This window comes from Bacillus halotolerans (assembly GCF_004006435.1).
GTDB classification, from domain to species: Bacteria; Bacillota; Bacilli; order Bacillales; family Bacillaceae; genus Bacillus; species Bacillus halotolerans.
Window position 1 is genome coordinate 866,059 of record NZ_CP029364.1, and the last position, 25,571, is coordinate 891,629.

The 25,571-nt window shown below is 45.2% G+C and carries 25 protein-coding genes and 2 pseudogenes; 15 read left to right on the forward strand and 12 right to left on the reverse strand.

Annotated elements, in window-relative coordinates:
• Positions 1-51: 51 nt before the first annotated feature.
• From DIC78_RS04345 to DIC78_RS04355, 3 genes are all read right to left on the reverse strand, one after another.
• Entirely contained in the window at positions 52-1,551 is a 1,500-nt protein-coding gene (locus tag DIC78_RS04345) for a monooxygenase (RefSeq protein ID WP_127695528.1), read from the reverse strand.
• A 197-nt stretch (positions 1,552-1,748) separates the two neighbouring features.
• Positions 1,749-2,249 carry a signal peptidase I gene (gene lepB / locus DIC78_RS04350; protein WP_024120824.1) on the reverse strand — a complete coding sequence of 167 codons (501 nt, stop codon included), beginning with the start codon at positions 2,247-2,249 and terminating at the stop codon, positions 1,749-1,751.
• Position 2,250: 1 nt separating this feature from the next.
• Positions 2,251-2,871, reverse strand: a complete 621-nt coding sequence (locus DIC78_RS04355) for a TVP38/TMEM64 family protein (RefSeq protein ID WP_106020595.1) — start codon at positions 2,869-2,871, stop codon at positions 2,251-2,253.
• Positions 2,872-3,026: 155 nt separating this feature from the next.
• Here DIC78_RS04355 and DIC78_RS04360 point away from each other — a divergent pair, with 155 nt between their 5' ends.
• The 3 genes from DIC78_RS04360 to DIC78_RS04370 all read left to right on the forward strand — a co-directional run bounded on the left by DIC78_RS04360 (position 3,027) and on the right by DIC78_RS04370 (position 5,281).
• Complete coding sequence (locus DIC78_RS04360; protein WP_095713683.1) at positions 3,027-3,389, forward strand: YhjD family protein; 363 nt, start codon at positions 3,027-3,029, stop codon at positions 3,387-3,389.
• 225 nt (positions 3,390-3,614) lie between these two features.
• Positions 3,615-3,815, forward strand: coding sequence for a DUF3311 domain-containing protein (locus DIC78_RS04365; protein WP_010333642.1), 201 nt, complete (start codon positions 3,615-3,617; stop codon positions 3,813-3,815).
• Positions 3,812-5,281, forward strand: coding sequence for a sodium:solute symporter family protein (locus tag DIC78_RS04370; RefSeq protein ID WP_024120821.1), 1,470 nt, complete (start codon positions 3,812-3,814; stop codon positions 5,279-5,281). The genes DIC78_RS04365 and DIC78_RS04370 overlap by 4 nt, the downstream gene beginning before the upstream one ends.
• Positions 5,282-5,345: 64 nt before the next feature.
• Here DIC78_RS04370 and DIC78_RS04375 read toward each other — a convergent pair.
• Positions 5,346-6,496, reverse strand: a protein-coding gene (locus tag DIC78_RS04375) for an IS3 family transposase (RefSeq protein WP_127695530.1) whose coding sequence is annotated in 2 segments (ribosomal slippage) — positions 5,346-6,223 and positions 6,223-6,496 — 1,152 coding nt in all. Because the reading frame shifts where the segments join, the coding sequence is not laid out codon by codon here.
• 116 nt (positions 6,497-6,612) lie between these two features.
• Positions 6,613-6,882 carry an excalibur calcium-binding domain-containing protein gene (locus DIC78_RS04380; RefSeq protein WP_127695532.1) on the reverse strand — a complete coding sequence of 90 codons (270 nt, stop codon included), beginning with the start codon at positions 6,880-6,882 and terminating at the stop codon, positions 6,613-6,615.
• 212 nt (positions 6,883-7,094) lie between these two features.
• On the opposite strand from DIC78_RS04380, the gene DIC78_RS04385 reads away from it, so the two are divergent.
• Together DIC78_RS04385 and DIC78_RS04390 are read left to right on the forward strand one after the other, a co-directional pair.
• Entirely contained in the window at positions 7,095-7,994 is a 900-nt protein-coding gene (locus DIC78_RS04385) for an SDR family oxidoreductase (RefSeq protein ID WP_106020596.1), read from the forward strand.
• A gap of 188 nt (positions 7,995-8,182) precedes the next feature.
• Positions 8,183-8,602, forward strand: a complete 420-nt coding sequence (locus DIC78_RS04390; protein ID WP_095713685.1) for a hypothetical protein — start codon at positions 8,183-8,185, stop codon at positions 8,600-8,602.
• Positions 8,603-8,761: 159 nt separating this feature from the next.
• Here DIC78_RS04390 and comK read toward each other — a convergent pair whose 3' ends face one another.
• Complete coding sequence (comK, locus tag DIC78_RS04395; protein ID WP_024120818.1) at positions 8,762-9,340, reverse strand: competence transcription factor ComK; 579 nt, start codon at positions 9,338-9,340, stop codon at positions 8,762-8,764.
• A 292-nt stretch (positions 9,341-9,632) separates the two neighbouring features.
• On the opposite strand from comK, the gene DIC78_RS04400 reads away from it, so the two are divergent.
• The gene (locus tag DIC78_RS04400) at positions 9,633-9,866 is read left to right on the forward strand and encodes an IDEAL domain-containing protein (protein WP_106020598.1); all 234 of its coding nucleotides are present in this window, start codon (positions 9,633-9,635) and stop codon (positions 9,864-9,866) included.
• 28 nt (positions 9,867-9,894) lie between these two features.
• On the opposite strand, the gene DIC78_RS04405 is transcribed toward DIC78_RS04400, so the two are convergent.
• The gene (locus tag DIC78_RS04405) at positions 9,895-10,752 is read right to left on the reverse strand and encodes an SDR family oxidoreductase (RefSeq protein ID WP_059293097.1); all 858 of its coding nucleotides are present in this window, start codon (positions 10,750-10,752) and stop codon (positions 9,895-9,897) included.
• Positions 10,753-10,863: 111 nt separating this feature from the next.
• Here DIC78_RS04405 and DIC78_RS04410 point away from each other — a divergent pair, with 111 nt between their 5' ends.
• From DIC78_RS04410 to DIC78_RS04435, 7 genes and pseudogenes are all read left to right on the forward strand, one after another.
• Complete coding sequence (locus DIC78_RS04410) at positions 10,864-12,393, forward strand: FAD-dependent oxidoreductase (protein WP_127695534.1); 1,530 nt, start codon at positions 10,864-10,866, stop codon at positions 12,391-12,393.
• Positions 12,394-12,650: 257 nt separating this feature from the next.
• Positions 12,651-13,028: pseudogene (locus tag DIC78_RS22125) on the forward strand (protoglobin domain-containing protein); the annotation flags it as partial.
• Positions 13,029-13,037: 9 nt separating this feature from the next.
• Positions 13,038-13,832, forward strand: coding sequence for a methyl-accepting chemotaxis protein (locus DIC78_RS22130; protein ID WP_395939726.1), 795 nt, complete (start codon positions 13,038-13,040; stop codon positions 13,830-13,832).
• Positions 13,833-13,966: 134 nt separating this feature from the next.
• Positions 13,967-14,525: pseudogene (locus DIC78_RS04420) on the forward strand (biotin transporter BioY).
• A 6-nt stretch (positions 14,526-14,531) separates the two neighbouring features.
• Positions 14,532-15,971, forward strand: a complete 1,440-nt coding sequence (locus tag DIC78_RS04425) for an acyl-CoA synthetase (protein WP_127695540.1) — start codon at positions 14,532-14,534, stop codon at positions 15,969-15,971.
• On the forward strand, positions 15,968-17,062 hold the full coding sequence (locus tag DIC78_RS04430) for an acetyl-CoA C-acyltransferase (RefSeq protein WP_106022382.1): 1,095 nt from the start codon (positions 15,968-15,970) through the stop codon (positions 17,060-17,062). The genes DIC78_RS04425 and DIC78_RS04430 overlap by 4 nt, the downstream gene beginning before the upstream one ends.
• Before the next feature lie 71 nt (positions 17,063-17,133).
• Positions 17,134-17,715, forward strand: coding sequence for a histidine phosphatase family protein (locus tag DIC78_RS04435; RefSeq protein WP_095713691.1), 582 nt, complete (start codon positions 17,134-17,136; stop codon positions 17,713-17,715).
• Positions 17,716-17,743: 28 nt separating this feature from the next.
• On the opposite strand, the gene DIC78_RS04440 is transcribed toward DIC78_RS04435, so the two are convergent.
• The 3 genes from DIC78_RS04440 to DIC78_RS04450 all read right to left on the reverse strand — a co-directional run bounded on the left by DIC78_RS04440 (position 17,744) and on the right by DIC78_RS04450 (position 20,454).
• Positions 17,744-18,715, reverse strand: a complete 972-nt coding sequence (locus DIC78_RS04440) for an ABC transporter substrate-binding protein (RefSeq protein WP_106020604.1) — start codon at positions 18,713-18,715, stop codon at positions 17,744-17,746.
• Positions 18,716-18,940: 225 nt separating this feature from the next.
• A complete protein-coding gene (locus DIC78_RS04445; protein WP_103672343.1) occupies positions 18,941-19,933 on the reverse strand; it encodes an NADPH:quinone oxidoreductase family protein in 993 nt (330 codons plus the stop codon).
• 71 nt (positions 19,934-20,004) lie between these two features.
• The gene (locus DIC78_RS04450; protein ID WP_106020605.1) at positions 20,005-20,454 is read right to left on the reverse strand and encodes a GNAT family N-acetyltransferase; all 450 of its coding nucleotides are present in this window, start codon (positions 20,452-20,454) and stop codon (positions 20,005-20,007) included.
• Between the two features lie 437 nt (positions 20,455-20,891).
• Between DIC78_RS04450 and aprE the strand changes: the two genes are divergently transcribed.
• Positions 20,892-22,037, forward strand: coding sequence for a subtilisin AprE (gene aprE / locus DIC78_RS04455; RefSeq protein ID WP_095713695.1), 1,146 nt, complete (start codon positions 20,892-20,894; stop codon positions 22,035-22,037).
• 40 nt (positions 22,038-22,077) lie between these two features.
• Here the strand turns inward: aprE and DIC78_RS04460 are convergent, their stop codons facing one another.
• Positions 22,078-23,370 (reverse strand): M48 family metallopeptidase, encoded by a 1,293-nt coding sequence (locus DIC78_RS04460; protein WP_127695542.1) that lies wholly within the window; start codon positions 23,368-23,370, stop codon positions 22,078-22,080.
• A gap of 142 nt (positions 23,371-23,512) precedes the next feature.
• On the opposite strand from DIC78_RS04460, the gene DIC78_RS04465 reads away from it, so the two are divergent.
• On the forward strand, positions 23,513-23,908 hold the full coding sequence (locus tag DIC78_RS04465) for a YhfM domain-containing protein (RefSeq protein ID WP_024120804.1): 396 nt from the start codon (positions 23,513-23,515) through the stop codon (positions 23,906-23,908).
• A gap of 41 nt (positions 23,909-23,949) precedes the next feature.
• On the opposite strand, the gene DIC78_RS04470 is transcribed toward DIC78_RS04465, so the two are convergent.
• Positions 23,950-25,491: a fatty acid--CoA ligase family protein gene (locus DIC78_RS04470; RefSeq protein WP_127695544.1), complete on the reverse strand. Its 1,542-nt coding sequence runs from the start codon at positions 25,489-25,491 to the stop codon at positions 23,950-23,952.
• Positions 25,492-25,571: the final 80 nt, after the last annotated feature.

Below are 25,571 nucleotides of genomic sequence, written 5' to 3' on the forward strand. Positions count from 1 at the left end.
ATTGTTTCTTATATCATAACGTTTTGTTACAGATGAAACAATCGATTTGTGTTACACACGGCTGGCAATCGGCAGCCAGCGCCTGATACCTGTTTGAATCACTTTTGCCGCATCTGGCCCGGCGGCATCGACTGCCCAGGCGGCATAGCCATCAGGCCGAACCAATACAGTATGCACGTCTCTCCACTCTTCACGCGGTTCTGCAAGAGAAGCACGCACTGTGTGCAAGCCTTTAAATGGGATATGGTCATTATCAGTTCCTTGTTTCAGTGACAGCAAAACGTATGCCCCGTTATGCAGGCAGTTATAGAGGCGTTCCATACTGCCATCAGGAAGCCGCAGTTCCACCTCCGGAAGTCTTTTGCCGTTCAACCGATGCGGCGGCATGTTTTGGTCAGCTTCATACCCGACATCGATTGCAGAAATTTGGCCCGCTATAAAGCGATTCACATCGGGAAAAGCAAGCATATCGGACACCATGCTTCGCAAATGGAGACCGGCCTTCGTGAAATCCATCAGCCGCGTCTGCGCCTCTGTGTTCCGAAGAAGATCTTCCGCCACCGGATGCCGCTCTGCGTGATAGCTGTCCAAAAGCCATGAAGGTGCAGAGCCGCCGACAGCCGCCGCAAGCTTCCATCCAAGGTTCATGGCATCCTGAAGACCGACATTCAGCCCTTGGCCGCCAGCAGGAAAATGAATATGTGCTGCATCGCCCGCAAGAAAGAGTCTGCCGCTCCGATACTCCTTCGCTTGACGGGAGGCATTCCCGAATCGGGACATCCACGTAGGCTCGTTTAAGCCAAAATCAGTTCCGCATATCCGGATGAGATCTGTTTTCAGCTCCTCTTCTGTGACAGGAGCATCTTTCGGCGTCTGCGTGCGGTAAGGGCTGATCAACACAACGCGATACCGGTCAGGAGAAAGCGGAACAATCATGACTCCTCCCTCTGCCGTACAAAGCGACAAAACTCCTGATGGCGGCGGAGAAAGAAGCTTCACATCACCAAGAGCTGCGGTGACGGTGCTGTCTGTTCCAGGAAACGCAATTCCCGCCTGTTTCCGAACGACGCTCCCTGCTCCGTCAGCGCCAACGGCAAACAGGCTGCTCAACGTCCGCACAATGCCTTCCCGATCCTTGAAAATGGTTTGCACTGCCTCTTCGTTTTGCGTTACCGTTAGCACCTCTGCCCCCCGTAACACCTCTGCCCCCAGGCTTCGCGCACGTTCCTCAAGCAGCTGTTCAGTCTCGGTCTGCGGAAGCAATAGCGTATAAGGACAGCTCGTATCCAGACTGGAAAAATCAAGACGCGTATCGAGCATTGAAAAATGGCCGGAAGATATCTTTTTCCCACGAGACGCAAAACGCTCAAGCAGCCCTCTCATTTCAAAAAGCTCAAGCGTGCGGGGGTGCAGCGTCAACGCCTTCGAATACGGCACTGGCTGTTCAAGCCGCTCAAGCACGCATGTTTTTACCCCTGCTAATGCCAGCTCAGAAGCCAGCATCAATCCAACCGGTCCGCCTCCGATAATAACTGTTTTGTAATCCATCATGAGATCACTCCTTTTGTTTTATCTGCAACTAAACAAAAAGCCTAAGAAAAAAGAAATAAGTGTTAATGAATATTTCATTTTGTTACACACGTAACAAAAATAATTATATCGGGTGACAAATGATCTCGCAACATATTTTTCCAACCAGCACAAAAAAGACGCCTTTCAAATGGCGCCTTTTTCTCAGTGTACAGTTCCTAATCCGAAATGACTCCGACAATGTCTTTTTCCCTGATCGGACCGAAATGCCGGCTGTCAAAGCTATATATGCGATTATCTCCGATTACAAAATATTGCCCCTTCGATAACGTCTTTTTCCCTGTCGTTTCTTTCAGTGAAAAATCTCCCGTTACATGGCTTCCGGCAGATACAGATTTCAATGGTTTCAAAAATGGTTCAGCCACCTGTTTTCCGTTCACATACAGCTGATCGTCATTATATTTGATCGATTCACCGGGCAATCCAATGACTCGCTTTATCAGCACTTTTTGATCAGGGCCTTTAAACAAAACAATATCAAAACGATGGATGGTTTTGAATCGATGTGAAAATTTATTGACCAACAGTTCGTTCCCTTCCTGAAAAGTCGGGTTCATGCTGATGCCTTCTACTTTGTAATCAATAAAGACGGCATTTTTGACTTGAATGGCGAGAACTACGGACACGACACCGGCAAGAAACCAAAACCGTTTTTTCATGTTACTGTCTCCCTCCATCATGCTCACGCTGGCTGGCTCTCACATGCAGATGCCGTTCCACCCTTTTGCCGACATACCATAAGACAGCAATCACCAGAACGGCAATAACCGTGCGAATCGGCTGTGTGATCAGCGCGTGAAGATCATATCCGATGAAGCTGATCATAAAAATCATGACGAGCTTTCCCGAGGCTGCCGCCAAAACAAACGGCCGCGTCCCGATCCTTGACAAACCGGCGACCACATTCACCGCGGCAGACGGTGTAAATGGAAAACAAAGCAGCAGAAACATCGGGCCAAAACCGTGTCTTTCCACCCATAACATAAGCTTTCTGACAGACGGATGCCTGCGGATGAATCCAAGAGCTCTTCTTTGTCCATAATGACGGACAATGAAAAACACGAGAATGGACCCCGCTGTTGATCCGGCCCATGACAGGATGAAGCCTTCCCACAATCCAAACGAATTTGTATTCGCCACCACAAAAACGATAAGCGGCAAAAACGGAAGAAATGCTTCAATTAAAGGCAGCAGCACAGCAATAAGCGGACCGAAAGCCCTATAGCTTTGAAATAATTCAGTTAAACGATCCTCTGTCAAATAGTATAAAAATTGCTCCAACGTTTATACTCCTCACCGGGTTTGTCTATTCTTATTCTACACATTCTCGGCGAAAAACTAAAAAGTTTTGGTGATTTTTTCTGTCTTGAAACATTTCACCAGCCGATATAGAATATAACAAGAACAAACGTTCCCTTAAGAAAGAAGGAGTTACCATGCCGCATTTGCAGCCGGAAGGATATGAATTGATAGAGCGGGCTCTCTTTTTGCCTATGGTCATTACCATTTTAAACCGCGATCTCGGCGGAATTGAGAAAAGCTCATTAAAATTGAAACACCCTTATATACAACTTATCAACGAATCATTAAAAATAGCACAAAAGGATCTGATTGAGGTCAGAAAAGAGCTGAGGAAAAGAAAAATCGCCATCCACGAGGCTGAGCGTGATGAAGCCTTTACGCTTTATTTATTTGTCATCGATGGCTACGAAGAAAAACACCGCTATTTTAACCCGCGAATCCGGGAGCAAGTAAGCAGTTTGTTAACATACTATTTATTTGCGCCGGACTCGCCATGAGTCTTTCGAATCATTCTGTATTCCCCTCCTTGCGCCCGTCCCCCCTTCTAGCTCCTCAAGAATAAATTTCAGACAATTCACACTATACAAACAAAATAAATTTATTTATAATTCGTACCACAGCCTTTCACTCCCCAAAAAATGACATGTGCCGCCAGATTAGCGACATGATTTGCAGCCCGCGCATGACACGCACCGCCCAACTTTTGATCAAAGGAGGATTTTATGAAACTGATTCACATTCTTGCCGCTTTGCCCTTCATCGGACTTTTGCTTGGCATCCCTTTTGCAAACAAAGTGACACCCTATCTGTTTGGCATGCCATTCATTCTCGCCTATGTCGTCATGTGGGCTTTGCTGACCTCTGTCCTGATGGCGATCGTGTATGTCCTCGACAAAGAAAATAAAAGGGAGGAAGCAGAATGAACGCAGCTCTCATCATCATTTTCGGTGTCCTGCTATTCAGCATGTTTCTCGGCGTACGCGCCCAAAAAGGAAAAGACATGGACCTTGAGCAGTGGACGGTTGGAGGCCGCGGCTTCGGTACTGTCTTTGTTTTCCTATTGATGGCAGGAGAGATTTATACGACGTTTACGTTTCTCGGCGGAAGCGGCTGGGCTTACGGAAAAGGCGGGCCTGCCTTTTACATCATCGCCTACGGCTGTCTGGCCTATATTCTTTCTTATTGGCTCCTGCCGGCGGTATGGTCCTATGCGAAACAGCATAAGCTGATGTCGCAGTCCGATTTTTTCATCAAAAAGTACAACAGCCCGCTGCTTGGTGTGCTCGTCTCACTTGTCGGCATTGCCGCGCTTATTCCTTATCTTGTGCTGCAGCTGAAAGGGCTTGGATTGATTGTATCGGAAACGTCTTACGGAAAAATTTCTCCTACTGCTGCCATTTGGATCGGCGTCATTTCAATCACAGTTTACGTTATGGTATCCGGCATCCACGGGTCCGCCTGGATATCCGTTGTCAAAGACATCATGATTTTGGCCGTCGTTTTATTCTTAGGCATATATCTGCCGATTCATTACTACGGCGGATTTCAAGACATGTTTCAGCAGATTGAAAACGCAAATCCCGGTTTTATTACCCTGCCCGAAACAGGGCAAAGTGCTGCATGGTTCAGTTCAACCGTGCTGCTGACGGCGCTGGGCTTTTACATGTGGCCCCATACGTTTTCCGCTTCCTATTCAGCAGAAAACCCAAAAGTCTTTCGAAAAAACGCCATTATTATGCCTTTATACCAGCTGGTCCTTCTATTCGTCCTTTTCGTCGGCTTTGCGGCTATCCTGCAAGTTCCCGGTCTGAAAGGCGCAGACGCGGATTTATCACTTTTGAGACTGTCTCTTCAAACCTTTGATCCTTGGTTTGTCGGAATCATCGGTGCAGCCGGACTGCTGACAGCGCTTGTGCCGGGTTCCATGATTTTAATGTCGGCCTCCACTTTGTTTGCCAAAAATGTTTATCAAGTGTTTGCTCCCCGCACGACGGAACAGCAGGTGTCATTATTAGCTAAATGTTTAGTGCCTGTGATTGCGCTGATTGCTGTGTACTTTACATTCAAAGGCGGGAACACAATCGTTACGCTTCTCCTTATGGGATACAGCCTCGTCACACAGCTATTTCCGGCCCTGCTGTTCAGCCTGTTCAAGCATAAGATCGTGACCAAACAAGGAGCCTTTGCCGGCATTATAACGGGAGTCGGAGCGGTTTCTTATATTACGGTTACGGAAACAACAATCGGCACTTTATTTCCGGCGCTGCCGCAAGCGGCGAAAGACTTAAACGTCGGCATTGTCGCTTTGCTGCTGAATGTTACGGTCATGATAGCGGTAAGTCTCGTGACAAGAAAAACGAAAAGCACAGCTGCTGATCAAGCCGCTTAAACAAGAAAAAAGCAATCTGGACAAGGGACTGACCCCTGTTTTTGAGACAGGGATCAAAACACTTTTATACAGCCAATTGCCGATAGCTTATCGGTGATTGGCTGTTTAGTTTCGTTTGAATACGAATGTTGTTATAATAATAAATGTATTCTTTGACAGTGCGTTCTACGATGGCGGTCGTGGTTCGATTAATGCTGTTAAGATAGAACGTTTCAGACTTTAGTGAGGAATGAAACGATTCGATGGAGGCATTATCAGCGGGCGTCCCTTTGCGGGACATGCTCATGGTAATGCCTTTTGTTTTAACAGCTTTCTGATACTCATAAGATGTATACACAGATCCTTGGTCACTATGTAACACGCAGTTCTGAGGCAGTGTTGGCAGTTGATCAAGTGTGTTTAAGACAAAGTCTGTGTCCTGCTTATCTCCAATCGTGAAAGCAATTACTTCTCCATTGTATACATCCAATATACTGGAAAGGTACAATTGTTTCTGTCCATAAGGCAAATACGTGATATCCGTTACTAGTTTTTCAAGAGGATGATCGGACTGAAAGTTCCGATTCAATATGTTATCGACCACGGCATATGGCTGCCCATTCTTCTTGCGTTTTTTCACCTTAACCCGGCACTGCCACTGATTTTTCTGCATGATACGCTGAACCGTTTTATGGTTAATACGCATTCCCTTTTTTAATATAGCTGTAATTTTTCGATATCCATATCGATACTTGTGCTCTCGGCACAACGTGCCGATTTGTTTTTCCAAATGGCGCTTGGGATGATCTTTCATCAGGTTCTTCTTCCAACGATAATAAGACGCTCGTGAGATACCTAAATGAACACAGATATTCTGTACGGTCATTGTGCCGTGCAATACTTCTACAAGTTCGACTGACGTTTGGCTATCAACTTCCTTTCCAATTCGTTGTACTTTTTTAAAACTTCATTTTGTTGTCTCAGATAACGGTTCTCTGCCTGCAGTTTCTCTAATTCGGAAGAATACTCCGGACCTTTTCCGTAAGTGTATTGCTTACCAACAGGCTGTTCAAATCGATGTGTATCCCCAGCTTTATGCCATCTAACCCATGTCTGAACCTGCGTCTTATTCCTGATATTCAATTCCTGCATGATCTCTTTCATAGGCACGCCTGCCAATCTCATTTCTACAGCCTTCTGTTTGACTTCAATCGGATAACTCATTCTTGTTCCCATACAAAAAACACCTCCAAGTCTTATTTCGGATAACAACTATCCGTTTTCAAACTTGAAGGTGTTTTTTATTTGTCTCATCTTATGGGGTCAGTCCCGACAACAGATTGCTTTTTTGTTTAGCGTTCGCAGGCGATAAAATCTTTATCACGGTCGCTCTTTTTATTGGCATCATAAAGCGCCTTAGACACGTAAGGCTTGTACTTCGTTTTTCCGCCTTTATTTTTCACCTTGGACGTACGGGCTACCCCGCCTTTGTACACTTTGTTTAATTTCTTGCAGTTCTTATACGTCTTTACCTTCGTTTTGGCTTCCGCCACATGGTCAGCTCCGTATGAAAAACCGAAAACGAGACCGAGTGACAGCAAAAGCGCCGCGGCTTTTTTCATGACAATATACTCCCCCATACCCAATATTTAGTTGTTTTATAGCGATTTTATCATAATTCAATTCGTCATATTTCACAAGATAAATATGGAAGGAGCGGCAGTTTTTTTTACTTTCTTTGTCTTGCAGAGATGCAAACTGCCAAAACATGTTTTTCTCACTTTGCTCAAGGGTACACATACGAATGTACACCACACAAAAAGGAGCGTTGATGATGTCTGATACAAAACGAAACAATCCTTTAACAGCATTTTTTCACGATGAATTTCCTGAACAATACCAAGAACCGCCCGGCTTGCAGCAAAAAATGAAGCCGATTCCGGACTGCGGAGAAAAAAGCTATAAAGGAGCTGGCAAACTAAATGGCCGAAAAGCTCTTGTCACCGGCGGTGATTCCGGTATTGGCCGCGCTGCCGCCATCGCTTATGCGCGGGAAGGCGCCGATGTGGCAATTAACTACTTGCCCGCGGAACAGCCTGATGCAGAAGAAGTAAAAGAACTGATTGAAGCAGAAGGACGCAAGGCAGTCCTGATTCCAGGTGATCTGAGTGACGAATCGTTTTGTCACGATTTAGTCAAACAAGCGCATAACGAACTCGGCGGGCTGGATGTGTTAGCGCTCGTTGCCGGTAAACAGCAAGCAGTGCAAAACATCGAAGACCTTCCTACTGAACAAATCTATAAAACGTTTGAAGTGAACGTCTTCTCGCTATATTGGGTTGTTAAAGCGGCGCTTCCGTATTTGCCGGAGGGTGCGTCTATTATTACCACAACTTCAGTTGAAGGCTACAACCCAAGCCCAATGCTGTTAGATTACGCGGCGACGAAAAACGCCATTATCGGCTTTACCGTTGCGCTCGGAAAACAGCTGGCGCCCAAAGGCATCAGAGTGAACTCTGTTGCGCCAGGACCAATCTGGACTCCGCTGCAAATTTCCGGCGGACAGCCAACTGAAAACATTCCGAAATTCGGCAAAGGGACGCCGCCGTCACCATTAAACCGCGCGGGACAGCCGGTGGAACTGGCAGATGTTTATGTATTCTTAGCTTCAGAGAATTCAAGCTATGTGACATCTCAAATATACGGCATCACCGGCGGAATTCCGACGGCCTAGCGTTAGAAGGGGCTCTCCTTATTTTACTGGAGTGCTCCTTTTTAATATCGATATCCAGACTCTACAATTTGAGGTTACATATTAATCACGTTTGAAATTTGTAAATTTTGTTAACTTCTTGCTAACAAAAAGGATTTTCCAATTAATTGAAGTAATTTAACTATGTATTAAAAAAAGGAGGAATAACAATGAATAAAAAAATCCTTTCAGGAGCATTAGCTGTCGGACTACTAGTGACAGGAGGCACAAATGTTTTTGCAGCTGAAAACCACACACCAGCACAAAAAGCATCCTCAATTAAACCGATGAGTGCTGCTTATACAACCGTAACGGCTAGCAACAATCAGGTTACCTTATCAATCAATGGACTATCAAACCCGTTCACATCCAAATACTATAATATGGTAGCTTGGACAACTGATGGCGGCCAACCTGACAGCACGAAAAGCAATATCTTAGCAACTAAAAGAGCCGGAGATACAACGTCTATCACTTTATCCCTTGATGAAGTAAAAAGAAAATTGGGTACTGGAACAAGAATTTATGGATGGGCGCAAGCAGCAAATGGAACTTGGTACACCTGCGGAAGTGACTCAATTTCCCTTTAACAATTGATCATTTAATAAAGAGCTCAATACATTTTAACGTATTGAGCTCTTTTATTTCACCAACACTTTTTTATTTCTGGAATGCCTTAGCTAAATTTCCCTTAAAAAGTTTATGTTGCATCAACATTGCAAAGCACTCTCAAATTCACTTTTATCCTTCTAATACCGCTCCCCAAGCTCACGCAAAATAAAATCATAAATCATCTTCGTCCGCTCTTCCTTCGGATACAGCATAAATTCCTGCCGTTTCGGGACACGGTGTTCGATTCTGTCCTGAAATTTGGTTCTGAGCCAGGCTGTCCGGTATACCTGATTCTCGAACGAATTGCAGGAGACCGGCAGTTCCATCGTTTTTCCGTTTGAAAACGTCACTTCCGTATCGTCGAATTCAGTCGGTTTGAATTCTTTTACATGCACATGGGAAATCCAGCCGCATTGGGGTCTAGTCGAAGAAAGTGTAGGGAATAAAAAGATTTGGTTCGAAGGGTCCACCATGATTGGCGGTTTGTGAGAAATTTTTGTCACTTCATAAGTTCCCGCTTTTCTTCCCGCGTAGCTTGATCCGAAAAATCGGCAGCTTCGGTCGACAATTTGCAGCGGCTTCATGCTGACGTAAAACATACAGTCTTTTTCAATGATTTTCGAACAGATTTTGCCGTCGATTTCTTCTGGCAAAACGGCAATTGTTGCGCTGTTTACTTCATATGATTCTAATGGTGCGTCAGTTTTCTGACTCATGTTATGGCCTCCATCCTTTTTCTGCAAAATTTATACTAATAATCTATCATCTGTGTTTATAAAACGACAGGATTTTTTAACAAATGAACTAAAATCATCTTTTATTTATATTTTTTAGTTCTATTTTACTAGTAATAACCCGATTTTATTTTACTGCATGATCTCAGATCACAGCATTTCGCAGGATATGTCGATAGATTGCCTAGTATTAGTTGTCTAAAGATTATAAAAATTTATTGATTTTTTCGACCGTTATCCATATACTATAAAAAAGGCATTGGGGGGATTCTTTATGAAAGAGAAAAAGTCGTACACTGAGCTCATGAAGTCCCGCAACACGCAAAAAACAAAAGAATTTGATGTAACAATGATGGATATTTACATTCAAATGGTGCTCGATGAATCCTTGTTTAAGCGTCGGTTGACCATGCTGACTGACCAAATCAACAAAGCCTTGGACAAAAAAGATAAAGATGCGTTTCTTACGCTCTCTAAAGAATATGCAGCGCTCAAACAGAGCGAATAAGCCAATCCTTAAGGATTGGCTTTTTTAATTACCCATTTACAATCGTTCCCCCGTTGACATGAATTGTCTGGCCGGTGACGTAAGTGGAATCATCGCTGGCAAGATATAAATAGCTCGGCGCCACTTCCACCGGCTGGCCCGGCCGTTCCATCGGCACATCCGAACCAAACACTTCCACATCTTTTGCAGCAAAGCTGGCCGGAATGAGCGGTGTCCAGATTGGCCCCGGCGCAACCGCATTGACACGAATGCCTTGCTGGACAAGCGATTGGGAAAGGGATCTTGTAAAAGTGACAATGGCTCCTTTCGTCGCTGAATAATCGATCAGTGTTTTATTGCCTTTGTACGCGGTGATCGATGCTGTATTGATAATACTGCTTCCTTTTTTCAAATGAGGCAGCACAGCCTTCGTTAAATAAAACATAGAGAAAATGTTCGTCTGGAAGGTTCTGATCAGCTGGTGGCTAGTGATTTTTTCAATGCTCGGCTGCACATGCTGCTCAGCGGCATTATTAACCAAAATATCTATGGTTGGAAAAGCCTGGCTGGCCTGTCTTACAACTTCATTACAAAAGGCTTCATCTCCGACATCTCCTGCAATCAGCAGGCACTTCACCCCTTCTTTCTCTACATACTCCTTTGTTTCTTCGGCGTCCTGATGTTCATTAAAATACACAATGACCACATTCGCCCCTTCTTTTGCGAATAACACCGATACAGCGCGTCCGATCCCGCTGTCTCCTCCTGTAATAATGGCCGTTTTGCCCGCTAGTTTTTTTGCCTTCTTCGGCTTATCAAATACCGGACGGGGATCCATCAGATATTCGAATCCCGGCTGCTGGTCCTGATGCTGCGGCGGCAATGTTTTCTTTTTCTCATTCGCCAATGCAATCACTCCTTTTCAACCCTATTATGGTATGAACAAAGCCTGCTTCCTATGTATGAAAAGATAGAAAATGGAAAAATTAAGAATAAATGATATTGGAGGTACAATGGTTTGGCTAATCAACCTTTTTCAAAAGAAGCTCCCGAAACATATTGGAAAACATCGGCGGACTTGCCTTCTTTTCCGGCGCTGCAAGAAGATACGGAATGTGATGTCACCATTATTGGAGGAGGCATTACAGGAATCACGACGGCCTATGAGCTGTCCAAAAGAGGCTTCCGTGTCATTCTGATTGAAGCGAATCAGGTTCTCAATGGCACAACGGCCCACACAACGGCAAAAATTACAGCGCAGCACGACATGATTTATGATGAATTTATCCGCAATTTCGGACTGAACCACGCAAGGCTATATTATGAAGCGAACCAGAATGCAATTGATTATATAAAAGGAATTGTTGATGAACTTCAGATCGATTGCGAATGGGCCGAACAAGACGCTTACCTTTACACAACAAGTGAAGATGCTGTACAAAAAATCCGCACTGAGCATGAGGCATACACAAAACTCGGGATTGAAAGGGATCTCATAAAAGATCTTCCGCTTCCCGTCGGCTCTAAGCTGGCGCTCGTGATGAAGAATCAGGCCCAATTTCACCCGCTTCACTTTTTAACCGGGCTCCTTGATCAGATCGTGCAAAAAGGCGGACAGATTTATGAAGAGACTGTTGCGCTTGATATTAAAAAAGGAGAGATGCCTGAAGTTGTTACAAAAAGCCGGCACGCCATTAAAAGCCGATTTATCGTATGCTGCTCCCATTTCCCTTTTTATGACGGGGGCGGATTATATGCAGCAAGAATGTATTCTGATAGATCCTATGTCCTCGCCGTCAAGCCGAAGATCGACTATCCTGAGGGCATGTATGTAAGTATAGACCAGCCGTCAGTTGCGCTTCGCTACACCATTGTGAACGGAGAAAAGCTGATTCTCTTCAGCGGAGTAAGCCATAAAACAGGCCAAGGCAAAGACATGTCGACCCATTACGAAACGCTGAGACAATTGGCAGAAAGCACAATTGGAATCGAAAGCATTCCCTATTACTGGTCCACACAGGATCTCGTGACAATCGATAAAATCCCATTCATCGGGCCTATGTCTGAAAACGAAGACAATATTCTCGTTGCGACCGGCTTCAAAAAATGGGGCATGACATCAGCAGCTGTCGCAGCTCAGCTTTTGTCAGACCTTGTGGAGAAAAAAGACAATCCATATGAGAGCATTTTTACACCGTCTCGTTTCCATCTGAATCCCGGCTTGCAAAAGGTGATTTCTTACAATGCAGATGTGGCTAAGCATTTCATTAAAGGGAAGCTTGAAAAACCGAACGTCGATTTTGAAGAGATCGCGCCAGGTGAAGGAAAAGCCGTCACCATTAACGGCAGACGCGCGGGGGCATTCAGAGATGAAACGGGCTGCCTGCATCTTGTTGATACAACCTGCACCCATTTAGGCTGTGAAGTGGAATGGAACGATGGAGAGCACACATGGGATTGTCCGTGCCACGGATCACGCTTTAAACCAACTGGCGAGGTAGTCGAAGGACCGGCCATCAAACCACTAAAACAAATTGACCTTAATTAAACCGTTCATATAACTGAACGGTTTTTTTATAAATATTTTCTATCTGCCGTCTTCATTCGTGCTTCCCTTGACCGATAAAAAAGAAAAAGGCTTAAAAAGCCAAAAGATAAAATTATATTTTCCCAAGGGGGATCACTGTATTGTTATTTAAAAAAGATAGAAAAAAAGAAACGGCTTATTTTTCAGATTCAAACGACCAGCAAAAAAACCGCATTCAGCTCACAAACAAGTTCTCAGATGTGAAAAAACAGCTCAAAATGGTCAGACTGGGAGATCCAGAGCTGCACGTGCTGCAGGAGCTACAGCCCTTAATCCAAGAAAACATTGTTTACATTGTTGACGCTTTCTATAAAAATCTCGATCATGAAAGCTCATTAATGGATATCATTAACGACCACAGCTCAGTTGACCGCTTAAAACAAACGTTAAAACGGCATATTCAAGAAATGTTTGCCGGTGTCATTGATGATGAATTTATTGAAAAACGAAATAAAATTGCTTCTATCCATTTACGAATCGGCCTTCTGCCAAAATGGTACATGGGGGCGTTTCAGGAATTGCTTCTATCAATGATTGACATTTATGAAAAATCAATTACAGATCACCAGGAACTGCTGAAAGCAATCAAAGCAACAACTAAAATCTTGAACTTAGAACAGCAGCTTGTCCTTGAAGCGTTTCAGGATGAGTACAACCAAACCCGCGATGAACAAGAAGAAAGGAAAAATCTTCTGCATCAGAGAATCCAAGAAACCTCCGGGTCGATCGCAAATTTGTTTTCAGAAACGAGCCGATCCGTTCAAGAGCTTGTTGACAAATCTGAAGGCATTTCCGAAGCATCCAAAGCCGGCACAGTGACATCCAGCACCGTTGAAGAAAAGTCGATCGGCGGGAAAAAAGAGCTTGAAATCCAGCAAAAACAGATGAACCAGATCGATACAAGCCTCGTCCAAATCGAAAAAGAAATGGTCAAGCTGGATGAAATCGCACAGCAAATTGAAAAAATCTTCGGCATCGTCACAGGCATCGCCGAACAAACGAATCTTCTGTCGCTAAACGCATCTATTGAATCAGCCCGTGCAGGCGAACACGGCAAAGGCTTTGCCGTTGTGGCCAATGAAGTGCGAAAGCTGTCTGAAGATACGAAAAAAACCGTTTCTACAGTGTCCGAGCTTGTGAACAACACCAATACACAAATCAACATCGTGTCGAAGCATATCAAAGACGTGAACGGGCTTGTCAGCGAAAGCAAAGAAAAAATGACACAAATTAACCGTTTATTCGATGAAATCGTTCACAGCATGAAAGTCAGCAAAGAACAATCAGGAAAAATTGACGTCGATCTGCAGGCTTTTCTCGGAGGGCTCCAGGAGGTCAGCCGCGCCGTTTCTCATGTGGCTGCTTCTGTTGATTCGCTTGTCATTCTTACAGAAGAATAATCATCAAAAACCGGCCGGCCGCAGGGCCGGTTTTTTCGGACCCATTTGTAAACCCTAATTAAAATTAAGTTGACATAAAAGCTGTCTGCATTTATTGTATAACCATATTTTATTCGTTAGCTGGAGGATTTCATATGAAATTACTAGACATGATGCACATTGCAATCTTTACTGCACTGATGGCAGTGCTTGGTTTTATCCCCCCTCTTTTCTTATCCTTTACACCTGTTCCCATTACACTGCAGACGCTCGGTGTCATGCTGGCCGGCAGCATTCTCAGACCCAAAGCCGCTTTTTTAAGCCAGCTTGTCTTTTTGCTGCTCGTCGCCTTTGGAGCGCCGCTATTGCCCGGCGGCCGCGGCGGGTTTGGCGTTTTTTTCGGACCGAGCGCGGGTTTTCTGATTGCTTATCCGTTCGCCTCGTGGCTGATCAGCCTAGCTGTTCACAGACTGCGTAAGGTGACAGTGTTCCGTCTCTTTTTCATTCATATTGTATTCGGCATCGCCTTTATTTACCTGCTTGGCATTCCTGTACAAGCTTTTATCATGCATATTGATCTGTTACAGGCCGGTTTTATAAGTCTTTCATTTGTGCCCGGCGATTTATTAAAAGCGGCAGCATCTGCGCTGCTTGCCATTAAGATCACCCAAGCCTTGTCCTCTTTCTGATACGATGTATACAAAAGGAGGCTGACATTCTGTGACCATTACACATACATATCTATCCTTTGCCAATAAAAATCCAAGCCGGATTGCGATCCAGACTGAATCTGAACATATTACATATCGGGATTGGAACCGGCTCGTCACCCAAACTGCCAATTGGCTGCGGGCGCAGCCAAACGTTCCAAAACGTGTAGCCATCCTGCTCCCAAACAGCCTTGCATTTTTACAGCTGTTTGCCGGAGCTGCCGCGGCCGGATGTACGGCGGTTCCTATTGATACACGCTGGAGTGCGGCTGAATGCGGTGAGCGGCTGGCATTAAGCGGTGCTGATTTTGTGGTGGCTTCATCTCTTTTTAAAAACAAACTGACAGATTGTCTGACACCCGTAGTTTGGCTGGAAGACTGTATGGCGCATATCGCAGAGGCATCCGCTGACCCGGCCCCAGCCGTTGATCCGGAGCTTCCCTTTTATATGGGCTTTACGTCCGGCTCAACAGGCAAGCCGAAAGCATTTACGCGCTCTCATCGCTCTTGGGTTGAAAGCTTTCATTGTACAAAAACTTATTTTTTGGTCTCTTCAAATGACAAAGTTCTGATTCCAGGAACATTACTGTCCTCTCACTTTTTATACGGTGCTGTCAGCACTCTGTATCTCGGGGGAACCGTTTGTTTGCTTAAAAAATTCATTCCCGCTCAAACGAAGGAGTGGCTAACACAGAAATCCATCAGCGTACTCTATACCGTACCGACAATGACAGATGCCCTCGCCAACATTCACGCTTTCCCTGACAGCTCCGTTACAATCATTTCTTCGGGAGCGGACTGGCCGGCAGCATCCAAGGAGAAGCTTGCATCCAAATGGCCTCATTTGAAGCTGTACGATTTTTACGGCACATCTGAGCTTAGCTTTGTTGCGTATCTCTCACCAGAAGACAGCAAACGAAAACCTCATTCAGCGGGCCGCCCTTTTCATAATGTCCGCATAGAGATCCGCAGCGCCGCCGGGGACCTCTGTCAGTCGGGGGAAATCGGGAAAATATTCGTCAAAAGCCCGATGAAGTTCTCAGGCTATGTAAACAGCCGCACACCAGATCAATCGGAATGGATGACAGTAGATGACATGGGCTATGTTGATGAAGAGGGATTTCTGTACATAGCAGGACGGGAAAACGGGATGATCGTATATGGCGGATTAAATATTTTCCCTGAAGAAGTTGAGCGCGTGCTTCTCTCCTGCCCAGAGGTTGAAAAAGCAGCTGTGGCAGGCATTCCGGACGAGTATTGGGGAGAAATCGCCGCGGCCGTCATTTGCGGGAATACAGACGTCAAAAAGCTGAAAGCCTGGTGCAAGAAGAAACTGGCATCCTACAAAATCCCGAAAAAATGGGTATTTACAGACAGTATGCCCGAAACAAGCAGCGGCAAAATTGCCCGTTCCAGCGTAAAAAAATGGCTGCGGGGTATGGTGAATTGAACGCGGTTATTGCAGATGCAAAACGAACGATTTTCGGAAAAGAAAACGGACTGCTGAAGCAGTTTCTGCCGGAGGATTTGGCCGCTCCTCTCATCAGCTGTCTCGGCCGAAAGTTAGAGGATCAAATTGACGAGGTGATTTTGGGAAACGCCACTGGCAGAGGCGGCAACCTCGCCCGTCTGTCAGCACTTCAAGCTGGACTTCCTTTATCTGTTCCCGGCATGACGATTGACAGACAATGCGGCTCCGGGCTTGAAGCAGTGCGTTCCGCATGCAATCTTATCAAAGCGGGTGCCGGAAACATTTATATCGCAGGCGGCGCAGAAAGCAGCAGCCGATCGCCTTTTTCAGAAAGAGCCCGCTTTTCGCCGGACACTGTTGGTGATCCCGATATGGGCATGGCGGCCGAATATACAGCAGCACGCTATGCCATCCCAAGAAACATGCAGGACGAATACGCGCTTCTCAGCTTTCAACGCAGCTGGAGTGCTCATACCGAAGGATTGTACCGTGAAGAGATTGTTCCTCTCGGGGAGTTGGAAACAGACGAAGCTTTTCTGAAAAGACGGCCGATGGAAGCGATCATTTCTCGTGCAAAGCCGGTGTTTGACACTAGCTCCGGAACGGTTACAGCCGCCAATAGCAGCGGCATATCAGATGGAGCGTCTGCACTCCTTGTCATGGAAGAGAAAAAAGCTGCATCCCTCGGCTATAAACCTGTGCTGCGCTTTATCGGAAGCGCCGTTAGCGGCATTCATCCCAACTATCCGTCCGCCGCGCCGGTTGAAGCGATCAAAAAGCTTTTAGCTGCAAACGCGTTGACAACTGACGATATCGGTTTATACGAAATCAACGAAGCCTTTGCCGTTAAAATATGTGTCTGCTCACAAGAACTTGGCATTCCCTATACGAAGATCAATGTGCGGGGCGGCGCGTTAGCTCTCGGCCATCCTTACGGCGCTTCCGGGGCGGCACTGGTCACCAGATTGTTTTATGAAGCGCAGAGACGGACAGGCTGTCAATATGCTGTCGCCGCCATCGGAAGCGGCGGCGGAATCGGCTTGGCTTTATTATTTGAGGTTTTGGCATAGGCTTTTTCATAGGATGCATGCCTCTGATTTAGTATAATAGCGATAAGATCAAAGTCAGGAAGGGGAATTTTATGACAGCCGTTTGCTTAGTAAGACACGGAGAAACCGATTGGAACCTGCAGCAAAAATGCCAAGGGAAAACAGATATCCCGCTGAACGCGACAGGCGAACGCCAAGCAAAAGAAACCGGAGAATACTTAAAAGATTTCTCTTGGGATATCATTGTCACCAGCCCGCTGAAAAGAGCCAGAAGGACCGCGGACATTATTAATGAATACCTCAATCTTCCTATCGTTGAGATGGATGACTTTAAGGAGCGTGATTACGGGGACGCGGAGGGCATGCCGCTTGAAGAACGGACAAAGCGCTATCCGGACAAGAACTATCCAAACATGGAAACGCTAAAAGAGCTCACGGACAGGCTGATGGGCGGATTGGTGAAAGTAAACCACGCATATCCAAATCAAAAGGTACTGATTGTCGCGCACGGCGCAGCGATTCACGCACTGCTGACAGAGATTTCCGGCGGTGATGCCGAGCTTCAAAATACGCGCCTTGTCAATGCCTGCCTCAGTAACATTGAATTTGCAGAAGAAAAATGGAAAATTAAAGATTATAACATCAATAGCCACTTATCCGGTTTTATTCAATAAGAAAAGACAGGCGTTTGCCTGTCTGTTTTTATTTATTTTCTGCTGCCATATCATTTTGAAGCTCATCTAAAATCGCATTCGCTCCGTCCACACTGCGGCGCAGAGACCATACCTGACGGTCAACATGGTACACATGCCCGTTTTTCACTGCCTTCAGCTTCTTCCACAGAACATTTTTTTCGATCGGGCGTTTGCCGTCCGCGTCAATGTCGTCTGTTTTTCCTGTCATCAGTATGATTACATCCGGGTCTGTTTTCAGCAGCTGCTCAAGTGTCATTTTCATGTTCACAGAGTCGCCGCCATTACCGGTTTTTTTGTTATCGGACGTGCTGATCGCATATTGATAGCCGACTTGTGTTAAAAGTCTCGATGTGAAGAAATTTTCATCTCTGGCCATAATCGTATCATTTGTATTTCCAATCAAAAGCACAGATTGGCTGTTCGCACTGATCTTTCTCTTTGTTTCATTCACTTTTTCTTCATGCGCTGTCAGCTTTTTCTCCATTTCCTTCTCTTTGCCGACTGCTTTGGCAATGGTAAGAGAAGCGTCAATTGTATCCTGATAATCAGCATTTAAATTATTAAGCGCGATCGTCGGCGCGATGTTTTTCAGCTGATCATATATCTTCTTATGACGGGTCGTGTCTGCAATAATCAAATCCGGTTTTAGCGAAGCGATTTTTTCCATGCTTGGCTGTGACCGTGTGCCGACAGAAGTGTAGCCGTCAATTTTTTTCAGTACATCCTTGTTGATCAGCTGCTTTGCTTTATTGTCATCCGCCACTCCAACAGGCGTAATGCCGAGATCAAGCAAAGTGTCGATAAAGCCAAGCTCAAGCACAACGACCCGCTTCGGATGCTCAGGCACGTTCGTTTTCCCTAAATCATGTGTTACCGCTGCTTTATTTTCTTCACTGTTTTGATGGCCGGCTGAAGAAGAACAAGCCACAGTCAAAACAGAAAGAAGTAAAACTGTAAGAATAATCAGTGTTTTTTTCATAACATTCCAGTCTCTCCTGTATGTAGTTTCTCAATTAAGATGTCCAAAAGATAGTATAACACGGAATGATAATCATTATCACTATTATTATTGAAAATCAGTATAGAAAGTTTCACATCGAAGTATCGTTTCTCTGTTGCTATGAGATGCACTTGCATATTCTAGAATCAAACAAAAAAGCTTGCAGAAAAAGCATCGTGTTTTCTGCAAGCTGAAACTTCAATTTTACAGTTTTACAAGGACTCTTCCTTGAATGTGATTTTGCAAGATATCTTTTAGCGCATCAGGTGCTTCTGTTAATGAGACTTCCTTGTCTATGATTGTCAGAAGCTGTTCAGGCTTAAGATCGGAGGCCATGCGCTCCCAAACCGCCGCTCTAAGATCCATTGGACAATAGACTGAGTCTATCCCCAGCAGGCTGACTCCGCGAAGAATAAACGGATACACCGTTGCAGGAACCTCTCCCCCGCCCGTTAGACCGCTCACCGCGACAGATCCGCCGTATTGGATTTTGCTTAAAAGCGAGGCAAGCTGCTTACCGCCTACAGGATCGACAGCTCCTTGCCATTGCTGCTTGGACAGCGCCTTACGTTTACCGTCATAGACATCTTCCCTGCTGATTACTTCATCAGCACCGAGCTGCTTCAAATAGTCAGCCGCCTCCCGGTTTCCTGTGCTTGCGACCACGTTGTAGCCGCGTTTGCTGAGCATCGTTATTGCAATTCCGCCGACACCGCCGGTTGCTCCGGTGACAAGCACGCTCCCTTTTTCAGGAGAGAGTCCGTTCTGTTCAAGACGATGCACAGATAACGCCGCTGTAAACCCCGCCGTTCCGTACGCCATCGCTTCCTGCAGCGAAAGGTTCTTTGGCAAAGGCACCAGCCAGTCGCCAGGCACTGAAACATATTCGCTTAATCCGCCATGACGTGAGACACCAAGCTCATAGCTTGTCGCAATGACTTCATCCCCTTCGGCAAAACGCGGATCATTTGAAGAGACAACCGTACCTGCAGCATCAATGCCTAAAATAAGCGGATATTCTCTGACAATATTGCCGCCCGCTTTTCCGGCCAAGCCGTCTTTGTAGTTGATGCCTGAATATGCTGTTTTAATCAGCACGCCGTCTTTCGGCAAATCCTCTGTTGATATGGTTTTGATATTGACTGAAACATCATCTGCATTTTTTTCTGCCAGCAATGCTTGAAATAACGTTGACATTCGGCACACTCCTTTTCATCTTTATCGTAACCGAACATCGGCCAAAAAACCAAATCATGAGGCCTCTATTTTCATTTCTCCGGCACATTAAGGCTGTAATGCACAAATGCGGTTTCCTCTTCATAGCCGTTTTGCTCATATAAACTTCTTGCCGTCCGGTTGTGATGTTCCGTCTGCAGCTTTAAACATTTCGCTCCGTTTTCCGCGGCATAATCCTTTGCAGCGGAAAGCAGCCGCCGGCCAACTCCCTTTTTTCGTACAGAAGAAGCGGCGAATAAATCATTTAATATGTAGATTCTTTTCATAGCCACGGAAGAAAAGGCTGGATAAAGCTGTGTAAAACCAATGAATTCCCCATTTTCTTCTGCGATAAAAATAACAGACTCTTCCTTTTCCAGGCGTGCTTTCAAAAAAGCCTCCGCTCCTTCCAGATCCGACGCCTGCTTATAAAATTCCCGATACTGATTAAACAGCGGTGCTATAGCTGCCGCATCTGCTGGTAAAGCTTGACGAATGTTCATCTCGTTTCCTTCTCTCTATATGCTGTTAAGAAGTACATTTTATATTAGAATTTTCTGTAAACCATATTGATCAGAATACTTTTTTCAGCATGCATGGAAAAAATATCACGATAATATCCATTGATCTCATAGAAAAACATGCAGGTCAATGGAACTGATTTATTCGACAGGGTTTTTTCTGGTCGCGGGAGGATTTAACCTGAAAAAACATGAAATTTCAACATAATGATTATTTACTCATGTCTATTTTCGTTCTTTTCTGTATGAATGCAGTTATTTCGAGTCTCTATAGAAATAACGAGAGATGATATACCTAAATAGAAATAAAACAATCTCAAAAAAATGGGTCTACTAAAATAGTATCCAATCTATTACAATAAATTCACAGAATAGTCTATTAATAGGCTGCTCTGAAATTGTAAAGGAGAGGGTAAAGAGTGAGAAGCAAAAAATTGTGGATCAGCTTGTTGTTTGCGTTCACGCTAATCTTCACGATGGCATTCAGCAACATGTCTGCACAGGCTGCCGGAAAAAACAGTGAAGAAAAGAAGTACATTGTCGGGTTTAAACAGACAATGGGAGCTATGAGCACCGCCAAGAAAAAAGATGTTATTTCTGAAAAAGGCGGGAAAGTTCAAAAGCAATTTAAGTATGTAAATGCAGCCACAGCAACATTGGATGAAAAAGCTGTAAAAGAACTGAAAAAAGATCCGAGTGTTGCTTATGTGGAAGAAGATCATGTTGCACATGAATATGCGCAATCTGTTCCTTACGGCATTTCTCAAATTAAAGCGCCGGCTCTTCACTCTCAAGGCTACACAGGCTCTAATGTAAAAGTAGCTGTCATCGACAGCGGAATTGACTCTTCTCATCCTGACTTAAACGTTCGAGGCGGAGCAAGCTTCGTACCTTCTGAAACAAACCCATACCAAGACGGCAGTTCTCACGGCACGCATGTAGCCGGTACTGTTGCCGCTCTTAATAACACAATTGGTGTTCTGGGCGTAGCGCCTAGCGCATCATTATATGCAGTAAAAGTGCTTGATTCTACAGGAAGCGGCCAATACAGCTGGATTATTAACGGTATTGAATGGGCGATTTCTAACAACATGGATGTCATCAACATGAGTCTTGGCGGACCTACTGGGTCTACAGCGTTGAAAACAGTAGTCGATAAAGCGGTTGCAAGCGGTATCGTCGTTGTTGCCGCAGCCGGAAACGAAGGAAGTTCAGGAAGCACAAGCACAGTCGGCTACCCTGCAAAATATCCTTCTACTATTGCAGTAGGCGCAGTAAACAGCAGCAACCAAAGAGCTTCTTTCTCAAGCGCAGGTTCTGAGCTTGACGTTATGGCTCCAGGCGTGTCGATCCAAAGCACACTTCCTGGCGGCACATACGGCTCTTACAACGGAACCTCAATGGCGACACCTCACGTTGCCGGAGCAGCAGCTTTAATCCTTTCTAAACATCCGACTTGGTCAAATGCGCAAGTCCGTGATCGTTTAGAAAGCACTGCGACAAACCTTGGCAGCTCTTTCTACTATGGAAAAGGGTTAATCAACGTTCAAGCAGCTGCACAATAAGATAAAAGAGAAGCAGGTCACTCCATACCTGCTTCTTTTTTTATTGGTCGTCCCCCTGTTCTGAGTCCGGGTGTTCTGAGGTATTTTCTTCGGTTTCCGCATGTTGAATCCGTTCCATGATCGAAGGATGGCTCCCTCTGAAAAGTTTCACGAGAAAAGGCGGATCAACCTGGCTCAGCCCCGTAACAGCCAAAACCTGAAACGTTCTGACTGCGGCTTCGCTGTCCCCTGTCAGCTCAATCCCATATTGGTCAGCCTTATTCTCCTGATAGCGGGAAACAGCATTAGAAAAAGGCGTAACAGCAAAGCTCAAAACAGATACGATAAGCAATAACAGCGGCAATGCCGCAAGATCACGCCGGCTCTCTACATGAAACAGATTGCGTGCAAGCCGTACCCCCCGCTTGTAAAGCTTATCGACCACATAAAATCCCGCTAGCGACACGATTAAATAGCCAGCCAATCCGATATACACGTGCTTCATGACATAATGGCCCATTTCGTGCCCCATAATAAAGAGAATTTCTGAATCGTCGAGTTTATTGAGCGTCGTATCCCATAGAACAATCCGCTTATTAGCCCCAATTCCTGTCACATAGGCATTAAGCGCGTTTGTTTTCTCTGACATATTCACTTCATATACATGATCAGCCGGAATATCTGCTTCTTCGGCCAGTGCTAAAATTTTGCTTTCCAGCTCTTTGTTTTTCAGCGGATAAAAATCATTGTATAAAGGATCAATAATCACCGGCTGAATAAAAAACAGAAACAGCGAAAACGGCACTGTTAACAGCCAGGCGTAAAACCACCATTTTTTTTCATGCTTTTTGATCAGCCAATAAAACACCAGCACGCAAAGTGTAAAGATCGGAAAACTGATCCAAAAATCAATGACTTGATCTTTAGCCCAGCTGGAGGCTGTCTGCGTCGAAATATTGTAATCAAGTGATACCTGATAGCCTATCCAATCCAAAGGCAGCGTCACCAGAGCCGTGATCAGCGAAAGCACAAACACGAAACCGATGATCTGCAAAAAACGAAAACGCACAGCCGCTTCCATCCATTGCTTGATTTTCTTTGAAACACCGCTGGTCAGCAATACAAAAAACAGAAACCAATCAAGAGGAATACTGATAAAAAATAAAAAGTTCTTCACATCAGAATACTGTTCGGCGACAGCCAATTGAGACGGCTTCATGAAAGAAGCCGGGTCAGCCTGTGTTCCTTTCACGGCCTCCGGCACAGCGGAATCGCCGGACATAAAGAAATACCAATAGAAAAAAAGCCCATACAGCACATATGCAAGCCCTGCACCCGCAATCCACTTGCGCATAACGCCTCACTCCTCACATCTAGACCCATTACTTCTATTGTAATCATAAATTCAATTTCTTAGAACCAAGCTGTGAGTTCGGACTTTTTCGCATGGAATCGCCCTTTGCTGGAGAAACTAGCAAATGTTTGGAGTGATGCAGATGAAAAAAATAGTAGCAGCCATCGTTGTTATCGGTCTTGTGTTTATTGCATTTTTCTACCTTTACAGCCGGTCAGGCGATGTATATCAATCGGTTGATGCGGAATTGATCACCCTGTCTTCAGACGGGCGGGAAAAGATTGAAATCGAAAAAAGACAGCACGTCAAAGATATGCTGGACATTATGAATCAGGGAAAGCAGCTGAAAACCGAAAAAACATCAGCTCCTGATTACGAAGGCACGATTAAATTTCATAAAGACAGATTTGACTCATTCAGATTATGGATTGACGACAGCCAGCAGGCCATTTTTTTGAAAGACGGCACGTATTACAAATTAACGCGAAACGATACCAAAGCGCTGCAAACTATCATTAAAAAAGAAGCAAAGGATTAACAATGAAAAAAGCGAAGCCCACTGGCTTCGCTTTTTTCACATTAATGAGGCAGCATATCTTTGAGCGCCCGTCTGAGCATTTTGCCTGTCGCATTTTTCGGAATCTCATCAAGAAAGATGATCTCGGCAGGCCGTTTGTATTTTGCCAGATGCTTTTCACAATGCGCCATCATTTCTTCTTCTGTGACACCAGACCGTTTCGGTACGACATATCCCTTTACCGCTTCGCCGCTTTCAGCATCAGGCACGCCGATGACAACAGCCTCCTTTACGTCCGGGTGGCTGTACAGGACCTCTTCCACTTCACGCGGATACACATTGTAGCCGCCTACAATAATCATGTCTTTTTTCCGGTCAACAATGTAAAAATAACCGTCCTCATCCCGCCTTGCCAGGTCTCCCGTATAAAGCCATCCGTCCTTTAAAGCGTGCTCCGTTTCCATCGGCATATTATAATAGCCCTTCATCACATTGGGCCCTTTTACGATCAATTCGCCCACCTGGTGATCAGGGACCTCTCGGCCGAGCGGATCGACGACCTTGTTTTCGACATGCAAAATACTTGTCCCGATGGAGCCTGGTTTTCTCCCTCTGTCAAACGGGTTAAAGCATGTGACAGGCGATGCTTCCGAAAGCCCGTAGCCCTCCAAAATGGTGACGCCGAATTTCTCTTCAAATGCCGTAAGCAGCGCGACCGGCATGGCCGCACCACCCGAGATGCACAGGCGAATAGAAGAAAAATCATCTGCCTTGCCTTCTTCATGCTGGAATAAATAGTTATACATCGTAGGCACGCCGGCAAAAATCGTTGCCTGCCGCTGCTTTACAAGCTTAAAAACAGATGCGGGGCTGAACTGCGGTTCAATCAGCACGCATGCGCCGCTCATCAGCGGAGCGTTCATGCAGACAGTTAAGCAAAAAACATGAAACATCGGAAGAGCGCAAACCACATTGTCTTTCTCATCCATTCCCAAATACCCGGCGACATCGTTTGCATTGCTGAACAAATTCTGGTGGGTCAGCATCGCGCCTTTCGGTCTTCCCGTTGTTCCTGACGTATATAAAATTACCGCAGTATCATCAGGCACAACCTCTGGATGGCGTGCAGCACCGGGTGTCGGACGCAACATTTTTGTAAACGTTGTCATTTTCATTCTGACCTCAGGATCTGAAGCTTCCAGCTCAGTTTCTCCTGTCCGGCATAAAATGACGAGTTCGACCTTTGGCAAAGATTCGTGCATGCTTTCATAAATCGGCAAAAGCTGATCTACTCCTACGATTGCTTTGACATCGCCGTTTGTCAGCATATAGCCGATTTCTGTCGGCGTGTACGTCGGATTGATCGGCACCACCACAATACCGGCCTTTAATGCGCCGAAAAATGCGATGACAAAATCAGGCGAATTGCCAAGCAGCAAAGCAAGGTGATCCCCTTTTTCCATACCCGCTTCCTGAAGGCCGTCCGCAAAACGCTGAATATTGTCATTCAGATCCTTGTAAGTAATCACTTGATCCCTAAACCTGCATGCGATGCTGTCCGGCTTCTCAGATGCTGTCTCTTCTAATTTTGAAACCAGATTCATTCTCCCACCCCTTAAAGTGAATGAGTAGTCATTCATTATTGAAGATAAGCTTTCCTTTTCATTATAGAGAAACACAAAAA

Coding starts and splice junctions, on each gene's coding strand:
- lepB (WP_024120824.1), bottom strand. CDS start 2,249: ATGAAAAAACGGTTTTGGTTTCTTGCCGGTGTCGTGTCCGTAGTTCTC.
- DIC78_RS04460 (WP_127695542.1), bottom strand. CDS start 23,370: ATGCGCAAGTGGATTGCGGGTGCAGGGCTTGCATATGTGCTGTATGGG.
- DIC78_RS04385 (WP_106020596.1), top strand. CDS start 7,095: ATGTCTGATACAAAACGAAACAATCCTTTAACAGCATTTTTTCACGAT.
- DIC78_RS04400 (WP_106020598.1), top strand. CDS start 9,633: ATGAAAGAGAAAAAGTCGTACACTGAGCTCATGAAGTCCCGCAACACG.
- DIC78_RS04450 (WP_106020605.1), bottom strand. CDS start 20,454: ATGAACATTCGTCAAGCTTTACCAGCAGATGCGGCAGCTATAGCACCG.
- DIC78_RS04470 (WP_127695544.1), bottom strand. CDS start 25,491: ATGAATCTGGTTTCAAAATTAGAAGAGACAGCATCTGAGAAGCCGGAC.
- DIC78_RS04390 (WP_095713685.1), top strand. CDS start 8,183: ATGAATAAAAAAATCCTTTCAGGAGCATTAGCTGTCGGACTACTAGTG.
- DIC78_RS04465 (WP_024120804.1), top strand. CDS start 23,513: ATGAAAAAAATAGTAGCAGCCATCGTTGTTATCGGTCTTGTGTTTATT.
- DIC78_RS04370 (WP_024120821.1), top strand. CDS start 3,812: ATGAACGCAGCTCTCATCATCATTTTCGGTGTCCTGCTATTCAGCATG.
- DIC78_RS04365 (WP_010333642.1), top strand. CDS start 3,615: ATGAAACTGATTCACATTCTTGCCGCTTTGCCCTTCATCGGACTTTTG.
- DIC78_RS04360 (WP_095713683.1), top strand. CDS start 3,027: ATGCCGCATTTGCAGCCGGAAGGATATGAATTGATAGAGCGGGCTCTC.
- DIC78_RS04440 (WP_106020604.1), bottom strand. CDS start 18,715: ATGAAAAAAACACTGATTATTCTTACAGTTTTACTTCTTTCTGTTTTG.
- DIC78_RS04380 (WP_127695532.1), bottom strand. CDS start 6,882: ATGAAAAAAGCCGCGGCGCTTTTGCTGTCACTCGGTCTCGTTTTCGGT.
- DIC78_RS04445 (WP_103672343.1), bottom strand. CDS start 19,933: ATGTCAACGTTATTTCAAGCATTGCTGGCAGAAAAAAATGCAGATGAT.
- comK (WP_024120818.1), bottom strand. CDS start 9,340: ATGAGTCAGAAAACTGACGCACCATTAGAATCATATGAAGTAAACAGC.
- DIC78_RS04345 (WP_127695528.1), bottom strand. CDS start 1,551: ATGATGGATTACAAAACAGTTATTATCGGAGGCGGACCGGTTGGATTG.
- DIC78_RS04435 (WP_095713691.1), top strand. CDS start 17,134: ATGACAGCCGTTTGCTTAGTAAGACACGGAGAAACCGATTGGAACCTG.